Raw genomic sequence first — 14,886 nt, 5'->3', positions numbered from 1 at the left:
TCAGGAGCCGTCCCGGTAGTGGTGGCCGCCGGGGTTGTCCCGAGCGGCCGGGCCGAGCAGCACGGTGACCCGGCACTCCGGGTCGCCGACGGCGATCCGCTCGTCGAGCAGCACGACGGCCTCGCCGTGGTTGCGGGCGGCCACGCCCCCGAACACGCTGGACGTCATCCGGCACAGCGCCGGCGCCCGCCGGACGGTGTCGCCGAACGGACATCGCCGGTTGCCCAGCACGATCCGGTCCTCGTCGACGGAGATGACGTAGAAATCACCGTCGATGGCCGACTTGAGCCGCAGGTAGCACTCGGCGAGCTGTCCGGGGGTGAGTCGGCCGGCCACCTCCCGGGCCCGCCGGTACTCCTGCTCCATCTGGCCGCCGACGGTGGCGCCCACCTGCGCCACCATCTGCTCGGCGGAGGCCGGTCCATGGCTGTTCTCGGCCGTCCGGGCCAGCTCGACGACCAGGGCCCGCAGGAACGGCTCGCGGCCGAACCCGTCCGGGCCGGCCTCGTCCAGCGCCGGCAGCGGATTCACCTGGCGCCGGGGCGGGTCGAAGGAGGGCTCCACCCGCCGCCGCACCGGCAACACGGTGCGGATCCGCTTGCCGTCGCCGCGCTTGGCCACCACGTCGAGCTCGGGGCTGAGTCGGGAGACCAGCCACAGCCCCCGGCCGCGGATGCTGGCGGTGTCCGGCACGGCGGGCAGGTCGGCGAGGTCGACCGTGGCGCCGAGGTCGTGCACGACCAGCTCGGGCCGGTCCGTCGACCAGTCGAGGGTCACCCAGACCGGGCCACCGGCGTGCTGCACGGCGTTGCCGAGCAGCTCGGAGACGATCAGCGCGGCGTCGTCGACGGTGTCCGGGGAGTCGGCGTGGCGGCGCAGGAACGCGGTCACCTCGCCGCGCAGCGCGCTGGCTGCCGCGGCCGTCGGCGGAGCCAGCAACCACTCCACGCGCCACCTCGCTCCGGTTCGGACCCTCGGGCCGGTCGCCCGGCTCGACCATACGCCGTCACCGGGTTGATCCGGCGCTGCGGCCCGGGCGGACCGGGTCGGTGGGCCCTGGCCGGCGTCCGGTCGACGTGTTGCGGGGCGGCCCGGGTTGCCCGGGTCGCCCCGCAACAGCAGGTGTTAACAGGGGGCCCCTGCTATACGCCAGGCGTTAAGAAGGGGCCCCTGCTTTCAGGCCAGGTCGGCCCAGCGGGCGTACATCCGCAGGTCGCGGACGGTGCGCCGGGTCAGCTCGGCGGGTACGGCGGCGCCCCAGCCGGCCGCCGCGGCGGCGGCCTTGTCGAGCTGGGCGGCGGCCGCGTCGACGGCGGGCGCCGGCCGGCCGTCGGCGAGCAGCCGCTGCGCGGTGGTCAGCCGGGCGCGGACCTCGGCGGTGACGTCCGCCGGGGCGCAGCCGGTGGCCCGCTCCAGCGAGGCGCGCAGCGCCGCCGCCCCGGACCGGGCCGCCGCGCGGTGGTCGGCGTGTGGGACCACCGACCGGGTACGGAAGGTGCCCTCCCGCAGCGCCTCCTGCTGGCGGGCGTTGAGCTGGTTGTACGCGAACAGCGCCGCCCCGTCGGAGTCGGCGTCGTTGACCGCCTGCACCTGGTCGAGCATCAGGTCCGGGGCGGAGCCGCGCAGCGGTCCGTAGGTCGCGGTGTAGAGCGGCACGTCGCCGACCCGCTCGCGCATCACCGCGGTGTCGTGCCCCACCGAGCCGGCGGAGGTGCCGAAGGACATCCCGGTGAGGAAGTCCAGGGTGCCGGCGTCGACCCAGGCGGCCCAGTTCTGGAACTTCTTGGCCAGCCCGTCGGTCGGGTCGGCGAAGACGGCCGCGGACAGCTTCCGGTCGGCGGCGACCCGCCGCTGGAGCTGGCGTACCTGGTCGACGAAGGTGGTGATCTGCTTCTCCCGCCAGGCGTTCCAGGTCGGCCACTGCGGCGAGTCCGGGTTCAGCGTGTACGGGTCGACGCCGTGCTCTGCTTCGAAGGTCTGCCGGCTGTAGGCGGAGTAGGAGAAGTCGGCGCCGTACGGCAGGGAGACCGGGTAGCGGATGTAGTCCAGGTGCAGCCCGTCGACGTCGTAGCCGCGCAGGATCTCGTCGTAGGTGGCGAGCACGTGCTGGCGCACGGCGGGGATGGCGGCGTCGACCCAGAAGTAGCCGGGCTCCATCCGGGACGGCTGGGGTCCGGTCTTGCCGACGTCCTCCCGCTCGACGGCGGCCCACTCGGGGTGGGCCCGCAGCACCGGCCCGCCACCGGACTCGATGCCGACGAAGAAGGTGTGCGTCCAGGCGTGCAGCTCGATGCCGCGGGCGTGCGCCTCGTCGATCCAGACCTTCAGCGGGTCGAAGCCGCGCATCTCGGGGCGCTGGGCGGGGATGCCGGCCCGCTCGGCGACCGCGCTGGGGTAGATGGTGTAGCCGCCCCAGACGGTCTCCAGGAAGACCATGTTGAACCCGGCGGTCTCGATCCGGTCCAGCGAGGCGCGGATCTGTTCGGGGCTGGTCTCGATCGGGCGTACCCAGAGGCCGCGGCCCTCGACGGGGCGGGACTCGCGGGTCCGGTAGCCGGCCACGTCGGCCCGGCGGGTGGCGTCGCGGGCCAGTTCGGCGGCGCGTTCCGGCTGGTCGGTGGCGGCGGCGCGGGCCTGCTCCAGCAGCCGGGCGGCGTCGGCCAGTGCGGCGTCCACGGCGTCCGGGTCGATGTCGAGGCAGGAGGCGACGGCGGCGCCCTTCGCGGCTCGGGCCGCGGCGACGGCCCGTTCCGCGCCGAGCAGGTAGCTCTGCGCGTCCACGTCGACGGTGACGGTGTTCCCGTCCAGGGTGACCTTCGCGCCCAGCGGGGCGTTGCCGTCGAGCCAGGAGCCGCGGGTGCCGTGCCCGGAGAGGACGAAGCCGTCGGCGGGGATCGCGCTGTCGCCGCCCTGCCGGGCGACGACCCGCCCGTCGCGGACGGTGACCTCGAAGCCGTAGTCGTTGGTCCCGGTCTTCTCCCGGCCGGCCGCCGGGGTGTACGCGATCAGCTGCTCGGCCCCGCGACAGCCGGGGAAGCACTGCCCCTTGGCCGGGTCGACGCCGTCGGGGTTGTCGGCGGCGGTCGGGTCGGTGGCGGACAGGGTGCTGGTGGCCCGGCGGATCAGCAGGTTGCGCAGCTGCACGGTCTCCCCGGCGCGCAGCTGGTCGCGCAGGAACCGCCGGTCGTCGGTGCCGCCGGTCTCCGGCGGGGACGCCGAGAGCACCGCGCCGTCGGCCGGGATGGCGTTGTTGCCGGGTTTGGCGCAGGCGTCGAAGACGGTGCAGACGCTGAGCACCTGGTAGGAGCCGCCGCCGAGGGCGCGCAGCACGGCCTCGCCGCCGAAGGCGTTGGTCCGGGTCTCGGCGCCGGCGTCGGGGGTGAACAGGGCGAGCATGCCGGCGGCCCGGGACGAGGGGTCGATGGCGTCGATGACCGCGGTGTCGCCGTCGGCGGTGACCACGGTGGGTTGGCCGGTGGTGGTGGCGGGTTCGGTGGCCCGCGCGGCGGCCGGGGCGGTGAGCAGTCCGAGCAGGACGGCTCCGGCCGCGCCGGTCACGGCGGTCCTTCGCAGCGGTGTGGGGGATGGCATGCGGGCCATCGTGTGCCGAGTGGTACGGACAAGTCAAGACCTCGGATCGGTAGTCAAACGGGACGCTCAGCGTGAATTCGCTGCTGGGGCTTGACCTGGAGGGTGATCGTGGTCCAGAGTCACGGCACTGGTCCGTACCACCTAACTCCCCCACGCATGGAGGACCCCTATGAGGCGTACCCGCGCCTTCGCAGCCGTCGCGACGGCGGCCGCGCTCTTCCTCAGCGGCTGCGGCCTGTCCAGCGGTGACGACACCGCCGCGGGCGGCGGTTCCGGCGACAAGATCAGCGGCGACGTGAAGGGTGACATCACCTTCGCCACGCTGGCCCTCAAGCCGACCTTCGACGACTACATCACCAAGCTGATCGGCGACTTCGAGGCCAAGCACCCCGGCACCAAGGTCAACTGGATCGACCTGCCGTTCCAGGGCGCCCAGGAGAAGATCACCAACGACGCCCAGGCGGGCACCCTGCCGGACGTGGTGAACCTCAACCCGAACTTCGCCCAGAAGCTGGAGAAGCAGGGCGTCTTCGTCGACATGGAGGCCAACGCGGCCGACGTGAAGCCGACCTACGTGCCGGGCGCCTGGGACGCCTTCAAGGTCCCCGGCCAGGCCGGCTCGTACGGCCTGCCGTGGTACCTCACCAGCGAGGTCACCATGTACAACAAGGACCTCTACGCCAAGGCCGGCCTCGACGCCACCACCCCGCCGAAGACCGTCGACGAGCTGCTGGCGCAGGCCAGGCAGCTCTCCACCGCCGGCAAGGGCCAGTTCTACGGCTGGCACCCGGCCCTGGAGAACAGCTTCGTGCCCAACCTGGCCAAGCTGGGCGTGCCGCTGCTCAACGACGACGCCAGCAAGTGGACGTTCAACACCCCCGAGGCCGTCGACTACGTGACGAAGGTGCGCGACCTCTACACCAGCAAGGCCATCGCGCCGGACTGGCTGACCCAGGACCACGCCAAGGAGACCGAGGCGTACTCCGCCGGTCGGGTCGCGCTCTTCCCCTCCGGGCCGAACTTCCTCAAGGTGATCGGCGAGAACGCCCCCGCCGTCGCCAAGGCCACCGCCGTCGCCCCGCAGATCGCCAGCGCCGACGGCACCACCAACATGTCCGTGATGGGCCTGCTGGTGCCCAAGAAGAGCAAGAACCCGGCCACCGCGCTGGAGTTCGCCAAGTTCGTCAGCAACGCGGAGAACCAGCTCGCCTTCGCCAAGATCGTGACGATCCTGCCGTCCACCGCCGACTCGCTCAAGGACCCGTACTTCACCCAGGTCAGTGCGAGCGACCCGACCTCGGAGGCGCGGAAGATCTCCGCCGAGCAGATCGCCAAGGCGCAGAACCTCACCCCCGTGCAGTGGGACGACCGCACCAAGGCCGCCGTGATCGGCAAGATCCAGCTCGCGGTCAAGGGCGACCTCGACCCGAAGACCGCCCTCGACCAGGCCGTCGACGAGGCCAACACGCTGCTCGCCCGCTGACGCGACACCGGCGCCGCCCGGCGGGGACCACCACCGGGCGGCGCCACCACCTGCGAACGACAGGAGCTCACCGACGTGATCGGCCGTCGATGGTACGTACCCTGGCTCTTCCTCACCCCGGCGCTGATCGTCACCGCGGCGATGACCTGGGGGCCGCTGGCCAACACCGGCGTGCTCGCCTTCACCGACGCCCAGGCCCTCGGCGGCGGTGAGTTCACCGGCCTGGCGAACTTCTCCCGGCTGGCCCACGACGACCAGTTCTTCCGGGCGCTCGGCAACACCGCCCTCTACCTGGCCGTGGTGGTGCCCGCGCTGGTGCTGCTGCCGCTGCTGCTGGCCCAACTGGTGCACACGAAGCTGCCCGGCATCGGCGCGTTCCGGGCGGTGTTCTACTCGCCGGTCATCGCCTCGATGGTGGTCGTCGGGCTGATCTGGAGCTGGCTGCTCTCCTCCGACGGCCTGGTCAACGCGGTCCTGCTCAAGCTGCGGGTGGTCGCCGAACCGTTGCCCTTCCTCACCGACTCCACCCTGCTGCTTCTCTCCTGCATGCTGGTCACCGTCTGGAAGGGCCTCGGCTACTACATGGTGATCTACCTGGCCGCGCTGGCCAACGTGCCGGGTGAGCTGCACGAGGCGGCCCGGGTCGACGGCGCCGGGGCGGTCCGCCGGTTCCGCTCGGTGACCGTGCCGACCGTCCGCCCCACCATGCTGCTGGTCGGCACGCTGGCCGCCATCTCGGCCACCAAGGTCTTCGCCGAGATCTACGTGATGTCCTCCGGCACCGCCGGCCCCGGCGGGCAGGCCAAGTCGATCGTCTACTACATCCGCGAGGTCGGCCTCGGCGTCGACGGCGAGATCGGGTACGCCTCGGCGATGAGCCTGGTGCTCTTCGTCGGCACCCTCGGCCTCTCCGTGCTGGCCCTGGTGCTGCGCCGGCGCGGCGAGCGGAGCGAGGCATGAGCACGGCGACCACCCCGGCCCCGGCGCGCGCCCAGCAGACCCCGCCCGCGCGCCGCACCCGGCGCCCCGGCGACGCCGCCCGGTACGCCGGCCACACCCTGCGCTACCTGCTGCTGGTGCTGATGACCGTGCTGCTGGTCGGCCCGTTCCTCTGGCAGCTGCTCACCTCGCTCAAGAGCACCGGCGAGCCGATCTACGGCCCGGACACCACCTGGCTGCCCGCCGACCCGACGCTGGGGAACTTCGGCAAGGTCGCCGAGGTCATCCCGGTCTGGCGCTACATCGGCAACTCGGCCATCGTCGCGGTCGCCAGCGTGGTCACCAACTGCATCTTCGGCGCGATGGCCGGCTACGCGCTGGCCCGGATGCGGTTCCGCGGCCGGGGCGCGGTCTTCGCCGCGGTGCTCGCCTCGCTGGTCGTCCCCTTCGAGGTGATCATGGTGAACGTCTTCCTCACCGTCCGCAGCCTCGGCCTGGTCGACACCCTGCTCGGCGTGCTGCTGCCCGGCGCGATCTCCGGCCTGTCCATCCTGGTCATGCGGACCGCCTTCCTCGCCCTGCCCAAGGAGACCGAGGAGGCCGCCGCGATGGACGGCGCGGGGGAGTGGGCCCGGTTCTGGCGGGTCGCCCTGCCCAGCGTCCGCGGCTCGCTGGCGGTGGTCGGCGTGTTCAGCTTCCTGTTCGCCTGGGACGACTTCCTCTGGCCGCTGATCGTGCTGAAGAACCCGGACAACTTCACCCTCACCGTCGGCCTGCAGTACCTCTCCGGCACCTTCACCAACGACCAGCGGGTCGTCGCCGCTGGCACGATGATCGCGGTCGTTCCGTTGCTCGCCGTCTTCTTCGCGCTGCAACGGCTGTTCTTCCGGGGCATCGGAGAGGGTGGGGTCAAGGGATGAGCGTCGCCAACAAGGTCGGTTTCAAGCACGAGGCGCTCTACACCGCGCTGCGCGCCGAGATCGGCTCCGCCCTGCGCCCGCACGACCCGCTGCCCAGCGAACGGGAACTTGTCACCCGGTTCGGGGTCAGCCGGGCCACCGTCCGGCAGGCCGTCGGCCGGCTCGAGGAGGAGGGCCTGGTCTACCGGGCGCAGGGCTCCGGCACCTTCGTCGCCGACCCGGCCACCATCTCCAAGTCCCTCGCGCTCACCTCGTTCAGCGAGGACATGCGCAGCCGCCGGCTCACCCCCGACTCCCGGCTGCTCGACCTCACCGTCGTACCGGCCCGGGTGGTGGTCGCCCGCGACCTGTCCGTCTCGCCCGGCGCGGAGGTGGTGCACATCCGCCGGCTCCGGCTCGCCGACGGCCTGCCGATGTGCGTCGAGGAGGTCTGGCTGCCCACCGAACGGGTCGGCGAGCTCGACGCCGACACCGTCGCCGGGTCGCTCTACGAGACCCTCGCCGCGCGGGGCGTCCGCCCGCACCACGCCGACCAGGTGATCGCCGCGACCGTCGTCGACGACGACCAGGCCCGGCTGTTGCAGGTGGCCGCGTACTCGCCCGCGCTGCGGGTGGACCGGATCACCTACGACGACGCCGGACGGGCCGTCGAGCGCGCCGAGAGCATCTACCGCGCCGACCGGTACGACTTCCGTATCACCGTGACCCGAAGGACACCATGACCGTCCCCCTCGTCGCCGCCGTCGACATCGGCGGCACGAAGACGGCCGCCGCGCTGGTGCGGGGCGGCGCCGTGCTCACCCGTACCCAGGCGCCCACCCCGGCCCGCGACGGCGCCGCCGCCGTCCTGGACACCGCCGCCGCCCTGGTCCGCTCGCTCGGCGACGCGCCGGTCGCCGTCGGCGTCGGCGCGCCCGGCCTGGTCGACCCGGCCACCGGCCTGGTCACCGCCGCCACCTCCTCGATCCACGGCTGGTCCGCCGTCGACGTCCCCGGCGGGCTGGCCGGCCGGCTCGACCTGCCCGGCGTGGTCCTCAACGACGTGCAGGCGTTCACCCTCGGCGAGGCCGTGCACGGCGCCGGCCGGGGCCTGCCCACCGTGCTCGGCGTGGCCGTCGGCACCGGCGTCGGCGGCGGCGTGCACGCCGCCGGCACCCTGCTCGTCGGGCGGCTCGGCGCGGCCGGGCACCTCGGCCACGTGCCGGTGCCGCAGGCCACCGGGCGGCCCTGTCCGTGCGGCGCGGTCGGCCACGTCGAGGCCGTCGCCGCCGGGCCGGCGATCGCCGCCGCCTACGCCGAGCGCACCGGCGCGGCCGTCGACCTGCCCGAGGTGGTCCGCCGGGCCCGGGCCGGCGACCCCGTCGCCGCCGAGGTGATCGCCCACGCCGGTGCGGCCCTCGGCACCGCGCTGGCCGGGCTGGCCAACACCCTCGACCCGGACCGGGTGGTGGTCGGCGGCGGCGCCGCCGTGCCCGAACTGCTCGCCGCCGCCCGGCCGGCGTTCGCCGCGGCCTGCATGCCGGTGCTCGGCGTGGTGCCGCTGGTGCCCGCCGCCCTCGGCACCGACGCCCAGCTGGTCGGCGCCGCCGAGGCCGCGCTCCGCGCCCTGGCCGCGGGGGCGGCCCGATGATCCGGATCGCGCTGCTGCCACTGGACGACCGGCCGGTGTGCCGGACCCTGCCCGGCCTGGTCGCCGCCGTCGCCGGGGCCACCGTCGAGACGCCCCCGGCCACGCTGCTGCCCGCCGGCCGCCGCCCCGGCGACCCGGACGCGCTCGCCGGCTGGCTCGGCACCCGCCGCGCCGACGCCGCCGTGGTCGCCCTGGAGACCCTCGGCCTGGGTGGGTTGATCGCCTCCCGGCTGCGCGACGACCCCGTCCCGGCGGTGCTGCGCCGCTGGGCCGCGCTGGCCGACGTGACCGGACCGGTGTACGCCTCGACCGTCGTGCAACGCACCCCCGACGCCGACGACGCCGGCGAGGAGCCCGACTACTGGGCGCACCACGGCCGGGCGTTGCACGCCTGGTCGGCGGCGCTGCACCGGACGCTCGGCACCGGCGACAGGCCGCCCACCGACGTGCCGGCGGAGATCCGGCACGACTTCCTGCGCCGCAGGCAGCGCAACCACGTGCTCAACCAGGTCGCCCTCGGGCTGGCCGCCGATCGCGCGCTGGACACCCTGGTGGTCGGCGCCGACGACACCGCCGTGGCCGCCGTCGGCACCGCCGAGTGGCAGTGGCTGCGCACCTGGACCGGCTGGCTGGAGCTCGGCGACCGGGTGCTCGCCCACCCGGGGGCCGACGAGATCGGCGCGGTGCTGGTGGCCCGGGCGCTCACCGCCGCCGCCGGGCGTTCGCCCCGGATCGCGGTGGCCTGCGCCGAGCCGGACGGGCTGGACCGGATCGCCCGCTACGAGCCGGTGCCGGTCGGCGCCGGGATCGCCAGCCAGGCCGCCGCGGCCGGCGCGACCGTGGTGGACGGGGAGGACGCCGACGCGGTGCTGGTGGTGCACCCGCCGCAGCCCGGCGACGCCGACTGGGCCACCGCGCCGCCCGCCGACACCGACCCGGCCCCGGCCGCCCGGACCGCCGCCCTGGTCCGCCGGCTGCTCGCCGAGGGGCGGACCGTGGCGCTGGCCGACTGCGCCCTCGGCAACGGCGCCGACCCCCGGCTGGTCGCCGACCTCGCCGCCGACGGCAGCTACGCCCGGCTGGCCGGGTACGCCGGCTGGAACACCGCCGGCAACACCGTCGGCAGCGCCCTGGCCACCCTGGTCGCGTACCAGGTCGGGCGGGCCGCCGGCACCCTCGACGAGTCCGCCGCGCGGCGGCTGCTCGCCCACCGGCTCCTCGACGACCACGCCTGGATGTCGTACGCCCGGCCCCGGCTCCGCGCCGAGCTGGGCACCGACCCGACCCGGCACGACCACGTCGCCGACGTCGACGTCCCGGCGGTCACCGCCCGGATCGAGGAACTGCTCACCGCACGCTGGCGGGAGTTGGCCGCGGTGCCCGGCCTGACCCTCACCGCCGGCTCGGTGACCCTGCCCTGGCAGCGCACGTACGAGATCGACTTCGCCCTGGAGGAGACCGGTGACCAGTCCTGACCCGACGCTGACCGCCGACGTGGCCGTGGTCGGCGGCGGGCTCGGCGGGGTGGCCGCCGCGCTCGCCGCCGCCCGGGCCGGCGCCTCCGTCGTCCTCGTCGAGGAGTGTTCCCGCATCGGCGGGCAGGTCACCACCCAGGCCCTGCCCGCCCTCGACGAGCACCCGCACATCGAGAGCTTCGGCGCCTCGGCGAGCTACCGGGCGTTCCGCGACGCGCTGCGCGCCGCGTACGGCGGGACGGCCAACCCCGGCGGCGGCTGGGTGAGCCGACTCTGCGTGGAGCCGGCCGTCGCCCAGCGGGTGCTCGACACGAGCCTCGCGGAGGCGAAGGTGACCGTCCTGACCGGCCTGGCACCGGTCGCCGCCCGGGTCGAGCGGGCCCGGATCCGGGACGTCACCCTCACCGACGGCACCGTGCTCGCCGCCACCGTCTTCTGCGACGCCACCGAACGCGGCGACCTGACCCCGCTGGCCGGCTTCGCCACCGTCACCGGCTCCGAGGGCTCCGACGCGTACGGCGAACCCGACGCCGTACCCGGCGGCCCCGACCCGGCCGCCCAGCAGTCCTTCACCTGGTGCGCCCTGGTCGAGCACCACCCCGGCGCCGACTTCACCGGACCCGCCCCGGCGAACTACGCCGCCCTGCGCGACCGGCTCGGCTTCGACATCGCCGGCTGGGACGGCGGCGTGCACCGGTACCGGATGTTCACCGACGGCCCGGACGGCCGGCCGCCGTTCTGGACCTACCGCCGGCTGCGCGCCACCGCACCCGAGCTGGCCGTGCTGAACTGGGCGTCCAACGACTGCGCCGGCCACGACCCGCTGCGCGACCCGGCCGGGGCGGAACGCGCCGGGCGCGAGCTGACCGCCGCGTTCGTGCACTGGCTGCGCACCGAGGCTCCCCGCGAGGACGGCGGGTACGGCTTCCCCGGCCTGCGGCTGGCCCCCGAGGCGGCCGGCACCTCGGACGGTTTCGCCGAGGCGCCGTACCTGCGGGAGTCCCGGCGGATCGTGGTCGACACCCCGGTCACCGGGCACGACCTCGCCCCGGTCGACGGCCGGGCCCGGGCCCGGCACCTGTCTGGCTCGCTCGGCGTCACCTGGTACCACGTCGACCTGCACGAACGCACCGGACATCCGGCGCCGGTGTACCGGGAGACCGCGCCGTTCACCATCCCCGCCGCCGCGCTCGTGCCGGCCGGCGCGGAGAACCTGCTCGCCGCGGCGAAGAACCTCGGCGCCACCCAGGTCGCCGCGGCGGCGTACCGGGTGCACCACGGCGAGTGGGCGGTGGGGGAGGCGGCCGGCACGCTCGCCGCCCGCGCCGTCCGCGACCGCCGGCCGGTGAACGCCGTGGACGACCCGGCCTTCCTGCTCGCCGTCCAGCGGGACCTGGTCGCCGCCGGAGTGCCGCTGGCCTGGGTCGCCGACGTCGACCTTGACCACCCACGGTTCGCCGCGGTGCAGCTCGCCGCGGCGCACGGGGCCCTGGAGGGGGAACGGGCCGCCACCCTCGCGGTCGACCCCGACCGTCCCGCCGGCCCGGCCGACGCCGACGCCGCCCGCCGCGCCGCAACCGCCCTCGGCGCCGACCCGTCCGTCGTGGACACCGATCGCGCCTTCGGCGCCGTACTGGAGGACCTCACCCGATGACCGTGCTCGACGACATCCGTGGCCGGCTCGTCGTCTCCTGCCAGGCCGACGCCGGGGAGCCGCTCGACGACCCGGCGCACATGGTGGCGCTGGCCCGCTCGGCGGTGAACGGCGGCGCCGCCGCCATCCGTGCCCAGGGCCTGCGCGACCTGCGGGCCCTGCGGGCCGCCCTGCCGGACACCCCGCTGATCGGCCTGGTCAAGGACGGCGCCTCCGGCGTCTACATCACCCCGACCCTGGCGCACGCCGAGGCGGTCGCCGACACCGGCGTCGACGTGGTCGCGCTGGACGGCACCCGCCGCCCCCGCCCGGACGGACGCACCCTCGCCGAGACCGTCGCCGCCCTGCGCGAGCGGCACCCCGGCGTGCTGGTGATGGCCGACGTGGCCGCCGAGGCCGACGCGTACGCCGCGGTTGCCGCCGGGGTCGACCTGGTCGGCACCACCCTCGCCGGCTACACCGGCGGCGCGGTGCCGCACGACCCGGACCTGGCGCTGGTCGGCGCGCTGGCCGCGGCGCTGCCCGTGCCGGTGGTGGCCGAGGGGCGGATCAACACCCCCGAGGAGGCCGCCGCGGCGCTGCGCCGGGGCGCGCACGCCGTGGTCGTCGGCACCGCCATCACCCGTCCGGCCGTGGTCACCGCCCGTTTCGCCGCCGCCCTCGTCACCAGCCCGGAGATGTCATGACCGTGCACGTCGTCAACCACACCCACTGGGACCGCGAGTGGTACCGGCCGATGGAGTCGTTCCGGGCCCGGCTGGCCGAGCTGGTCGCCCGGGTCTGCGACCAGCTCGACGCCGGTGAGCTGGGTCGCTTCCACCTCGACGGGCAGACGATCACCGCGCTGGACGCCCTGGAGATCCGCCCCGACCTGGCCGGGCGGGTACGCGCCCACGCGGCCGCCGGCCGGATCCAGGTCGGCCCCTGGCACGTGCTGGCCGACAACCAGCTGGTCTCCGGCGAGAACCTGATCCGCAACCTGCTCACCGCCCGCCGGGTCGCCGCCGACCTCGGCCTGGAGCTGGCCCCGATCGGCTACTGCCCGGACGCCTTCGGTCACCCCGCCGACCTGCCCCGGGTGCTGCGCGGCTTCGGCCTGGACACCGCGCTGGTCTGGCGGGGCGCGCCGCCGGCGTACCCCCGGTTCACCTGGCGCTCCCCGGACGGCTCGACGGTCACCGCCGTCAACCAGGGCTACTACGAGCCGGAGGTGCTCTGGGAGGCGGCCTCGGCGGCCGACCGGCTGGCGACGTTCCGCGCCAAGCAGGCCGGCCGGGACGCCGACGGGCCGTACCTGCTGCTCAACGGCGGGGACCACCTGGCGCCCCGGGCGCTGCCCGCCGGCCTGGCCGACGGTGCCGCGCGGGAGAGCACCCTGGCCGAGTACTTCGCCGCGGTCCGCGACGCCGTGCCCGCCGACGCGGTGGTCGACGGCGAGCTGCGCTACCCGGGGGACTGGCTGACCTTCGTGCTGGCCGGCACGCTCTCCACCCGGCTCTACCTCAAGCAGGCCAACGCGGCCACCGAGACGCTGCTGGAGTCGTGGGCCGAGCCGCTGACCGTACGCGCCGGGCGGGGCGAGGCGGTAGGGCTGCTGCGGCACGCCTGGGACCTGCTGCTGCGCAACGCCCCGCACGACTCGATCTGCGGCTGCTCCGTCGACGAGGTGCACCGGGAGAACGAGGTCCGCTTCGACCGGGCCCGGCAGGCCGGCGAGCACCTGGTCGAGCGGGCCCTGCTCGACCTGGGGCTGGACACCCGGCTCGCCGGTGACCCGGTCACCGACGCCGCCGCCCTGGTGGTGGTCAACCCGCACGCCGCGCCGGCGGCCGGACCGGTGACGGTGGACGTGTACACCGCGCCGGGGCACACCGTCGGCGGCCTGGTCGACGCGGCCGGCGCCCCGGTGCCGTACGAGCTGCTGGAGACCGAGCCGACCCCGCTGTTCTGCGCCGACCTGGACATCCTCCCGGACACCCGGGACACCCTGCGGCACCGGATCGCGTTCGTCGCCGACCCGCCGGCCGGCGGCTGGGCCGGCTGGACCGCCACCGTCGTCCCGGGCGGGCCGGCCACCCCGGACCCGGGTGTGCCCGGCCGGACGGTGACCCGGGGGGACTGGACGCTGACCGTCGCCGACGACGCCTCGTTCACCCTGGTCGACGCGGCGAGCGGGCGTACCCTGCCCGGCCTGGGCCGGCTGGTCGACACAGGCGACGCCGGGGACACCTACACCTACGACCCGCCGCGGCTCGACGAGGCGGTCAGCCCGGTGCTGCGCGACGCCCGGGTCCACCAGAGCGCCGTCGCCTCCCGGATCGTGGCCCGCGCCGAGCTGACCGTGCCGGCCGGGCTGACCGCCGACCGCACCGCCCGCTCCGCCGAGCGGGTGACCATCCCGCTGACCGTCACCGCCACCGTGTGGGCCGACATGCCGGAGCTGGACTGGCGGGTCGAGTTCGACAACACCGCCGACGACCACCGGCTCCAGGCCCACTTCCCGACCGACGCGGCGGCCACCATCTGGCGCGCCGACACCCACTTCAGCCTGCTGGACCGGCCGCTCAAGCCGGCGCTGGGCCCGCTGCCCGAGCAGCGCGGGTACGAGGCCGACGCCGGGGTCGCCCCGGTGCGCTCGCTGGCCGTGCTGCCCGGCCTGGCCGTGCTCGCCCCCGGGCTGCCCGAGGTGCAGGGCATCGACGGCGAGCCGCCGTCGCTCGCCGTCACCGTGCTCCGGGCGGTCGGCTGGCTCTCCCGCCCCGACCTGCGTACCCGCACCGCCGGCGCCGGGCCGCAGCTGCCCACGCCGGAGGCGCAGTGCCGGCGGCGGATCGTCGCCGGGGTCGGCGTCCGGCTCGACGACGACGAGGCGTCCGCGACCGCGGCGGCGGCCCGTCGGCGGGCGCCGCTGCGGGCCTGGCAGCTGCGCCCGGGTACGCCCACGCCCGCCCCGACGACCGGGTTGCGGGTGGACGGGGCGCTGGTGTCGGCGTACAAGCCGGCCGAGGACGGGGCGGGCGCCGTGCTGCGGCTGGTCAACCCCACCTCGACCGAGGTGGTGGCCACCGTCGCGGGCGTACCGGGTGAGCTGGTGGAGTGCGACCTCGCGGAGCGACCGCTCGGCGCGGAGGCGGTGGGGGAGCGGGTGCCGCTCGGCCCGTACGCCACCCGCAGCTTCCGGGTCGGCGGCTGAG

Annotated in this window: 11 protein-coding genes; 9 read left to right on the top strand and 2 right to left on the bottom strand. The window is 75.4% G+C overall.

Going from position 1 to position 14,886, the window contains the following annotated elements:
- Entirely contained in the window at positions 1–948 is a 948-nt protein-coding gene (locus tag GA0070564_RS09095) for a methanogen output domain 1-containing protein (RefSeq protein WP_141714728.1), read from the bottom strand.
- Between the two features lie 228 nt (positions 949–1,176).
- Positions 1,177–3,591, bottom strand: coding sequence for a glycoside hydrolase family 10-like protein (locus GA0070564_RS09090; protein ID WP_141714727.1), 2,415 nt, complete (start codon positions 3,589–3,591; stop codon positions 1,177–1,179).
- A 169-nt stretch (positions 3,592–3,760) separates the two neighbouring features.
- Here GA0070564_RS09090 and GA0070564_RS09085 point away from each other — a divergent pair, with 169 nt between their 5' ends.
- The 9 genes from GA0070564_RS09085 (at position 3,761) to GA0070564_RS09045 (ending at position 14,885) form a co-directional block, all read left to right on the top strand.
- Entirely contained in the window at positions 3,761–5,074 is a 1,314-nt protein-coding gene (locus GA0070564_RS09085; RefSeq protein WP_091605693.1) for an ABC transporter substrate-binding protein, read from the top strand.
- A 75-nt stretch (positions 5,075–5,149) separates the two neighbouring features.
- Positions 5,150–6,034: a carbohydrate ABC transporter permease gene (locus GA0070564_RS09080; protein ID WP_176730612.1), complete on the top strand. Its 885-nt coding sequence runs from the start codon at positions 5,150–5,152 to the stop codon at positions 6,032–6,034.
- On the top strand, positions 6,031–6,933 hold the full coding sequence (locus tag GA0070564_RS09075) for a carbohydrate ABC transporter permease (RefSeq protein WP_091605688.1): 903 nt from the start codon (positions 6,031–6,033) through the stop codon (positions 6,931–6,933). The genes GA0070564_RS09080 and GA0070564_RS09075 overlap by 4 nt, the downstream gene beginning before the upstream one ends.
- A complete protein-coding gene (locus GA0070564_RS09070) occupies positions 6,930–7,655 on the top strand; it encodes a GntR family transcriptional regulator (protein WP_091605683.1) in 726 nt (241 codons plus the stop codon). The genes GA0070564_RS09075 and GA0070564_RS09070 overlap by 4 nt, the downstream gene beginning before the upstream one ends.
- Positions 7,652–8,563 carry an ROK family protein gene (locus GA0070564_RS09065; protein ID WP_091605678.1) on the top strand — a complete coding sequence of 304 codons (912 nt, stop codon included), beginning with the start codon at positions 7,652–7,654 and terminating at the stop codon, positions 8,561–8,563. The genes GA0070564_RS09070 and GA0070564_RS09065 overlap by 4 nt, the downstream gene beginning before the upstream one ends.
- On the top strand, positions 8,560–10,038 hold the full coding sequence (locus GA0070564_RS09060) for a DUF4127 family protein (RefSeq protein WP_091605674.1): 1,479 nt from the start codon (positions 8,560–8,562) through the stop codon (positions 10,036–10,038). The genes GA0070564_RS09065 and GA0070564_RS09060 overlap by 4 nt, the downstream gene beginning before the upstream one ends.
- Positions 10,025–11,692 (top strand): FAD-dependent oxidoreductase, encoded by a 1,668-nt coding sequence (locus GA0070564_RS09055; RefSeq protein ID WP_091605670.1) that lies wholly within the window; start codon positions 10,025–10,027, stop codon positions 11,690–11,692. The genes GA0070564_RS09060 and GA0070564_RS09055 overlap by 14 nt, the downstream gene beginning before the upstream one ends.
- A complete protein-coding gene (locus tag GA0070564_RS09050) occupies positions 11,689–12,378 on the top strand; it encodes an N-acetylmannosamine-6-phosphate 2-epimerase (RefSeq protein ID WP_091605667.1) in 690 nt (229 codons plus the stop codon). Before GA0070564_RS09055 ends, GA0070564_RS09050 begins: the two co-directional genes overlap by 4 nt.
- A complete protein-coding gene (locus tag GA0070564_RS09045) occupies positions 12,375–14,885 on the top strand; it encodes a glycoside hydrolase family 38 N-terminal domain-containing protein (protein WP_091605664.1) in 2,511 nt (836 codons plus the stop codon). The genes GA0070564_RS09050 and GA0070564_RS09045 overlap by 4 nt, the downstream gene beginning before the upstream one ends.
- The last annotated feature ends 1 nt before the right edge of the window (position 14,886 follow it).

Origin of the sequence: Micromonospora mirobrigensis (genome assembly GCF_900091555.1) — a bacterium.
GTDB lineage: Bacteria > Actinomycetota > Actinomycetes > Mycobacteriales > Micromonosporaceae > Micromonospora > Micromonospora mirobrigensis.
The sequence above is the reverse complement of the archived record's forward strand: the minus strand, read 5'-3'. Positions and strand labels throughout refer to the sequence as shown.

What these genes read in the sequence shown, in the direction of transcription:
- GA0070564_RS09090 (WP_141714727.1), bottom strand. Translation starts at nt 3,591, where the DNA reads ATGCCATCCCCCACACCGCTGCGAAGGACCGCCGTGACCGGCGCGGCC.
- GA0070564_RS09085 (WP_091605693.1), top strand. Translation starts at nt 3,761, where the DNA reads ATGAGGCGTACCCGCGCCTTCGCAGCCGTCGCGACGGCGGCCGCGCTC.
- GA0070564_RS09045 (WP_091605664.1), top strand. Translation starts at nt 12,375, where the DNA reads ATGACCGTGCACGTCGTCAACCACACCCACTGGGACCGCGAGTGGTAC.
- GA0070564_RS09070 (WP_091605683.1), top strand. Translation starts at nt 6,930, where the DNA reads ATGAGCGTCGCCAACAAGGTCGGTTTCAAGCACGAGGCGCTCTACACC.
- GA0070564_RS09050 (WP_091605667.1), top strand. Translation starts at nt 11,689, where the DNA reads ATGACCGTGCTCGACGACATCCGTGGCCGGCTCGTCGTCTCCTGCCAG.
- GA0070564_RS09065 (WP_091605678.1), top strand. Translation starts at nt 7,652, where the DNA reads ATGACCGTCCCCCTCGTCGCCGCCGTCGACATCGGCGGCACGAAGACG.
- GA0070564_RS09060 (WP_091605674.1), top strand. Translation starts at nt 8,560, where the DNA reads ATGATCCGGATCGCGCTGCTGCCACTGGACGACCGGCCGGTGTGCCGG.
- GA0070564_RS09075 (WP_091605688.1), top strand. Translation starts at nt 6,031, where the DNA reads ATGAGCACGGCGACCACCCCGGCCCCGGCGCGCGCCCAGCAGACCCCG.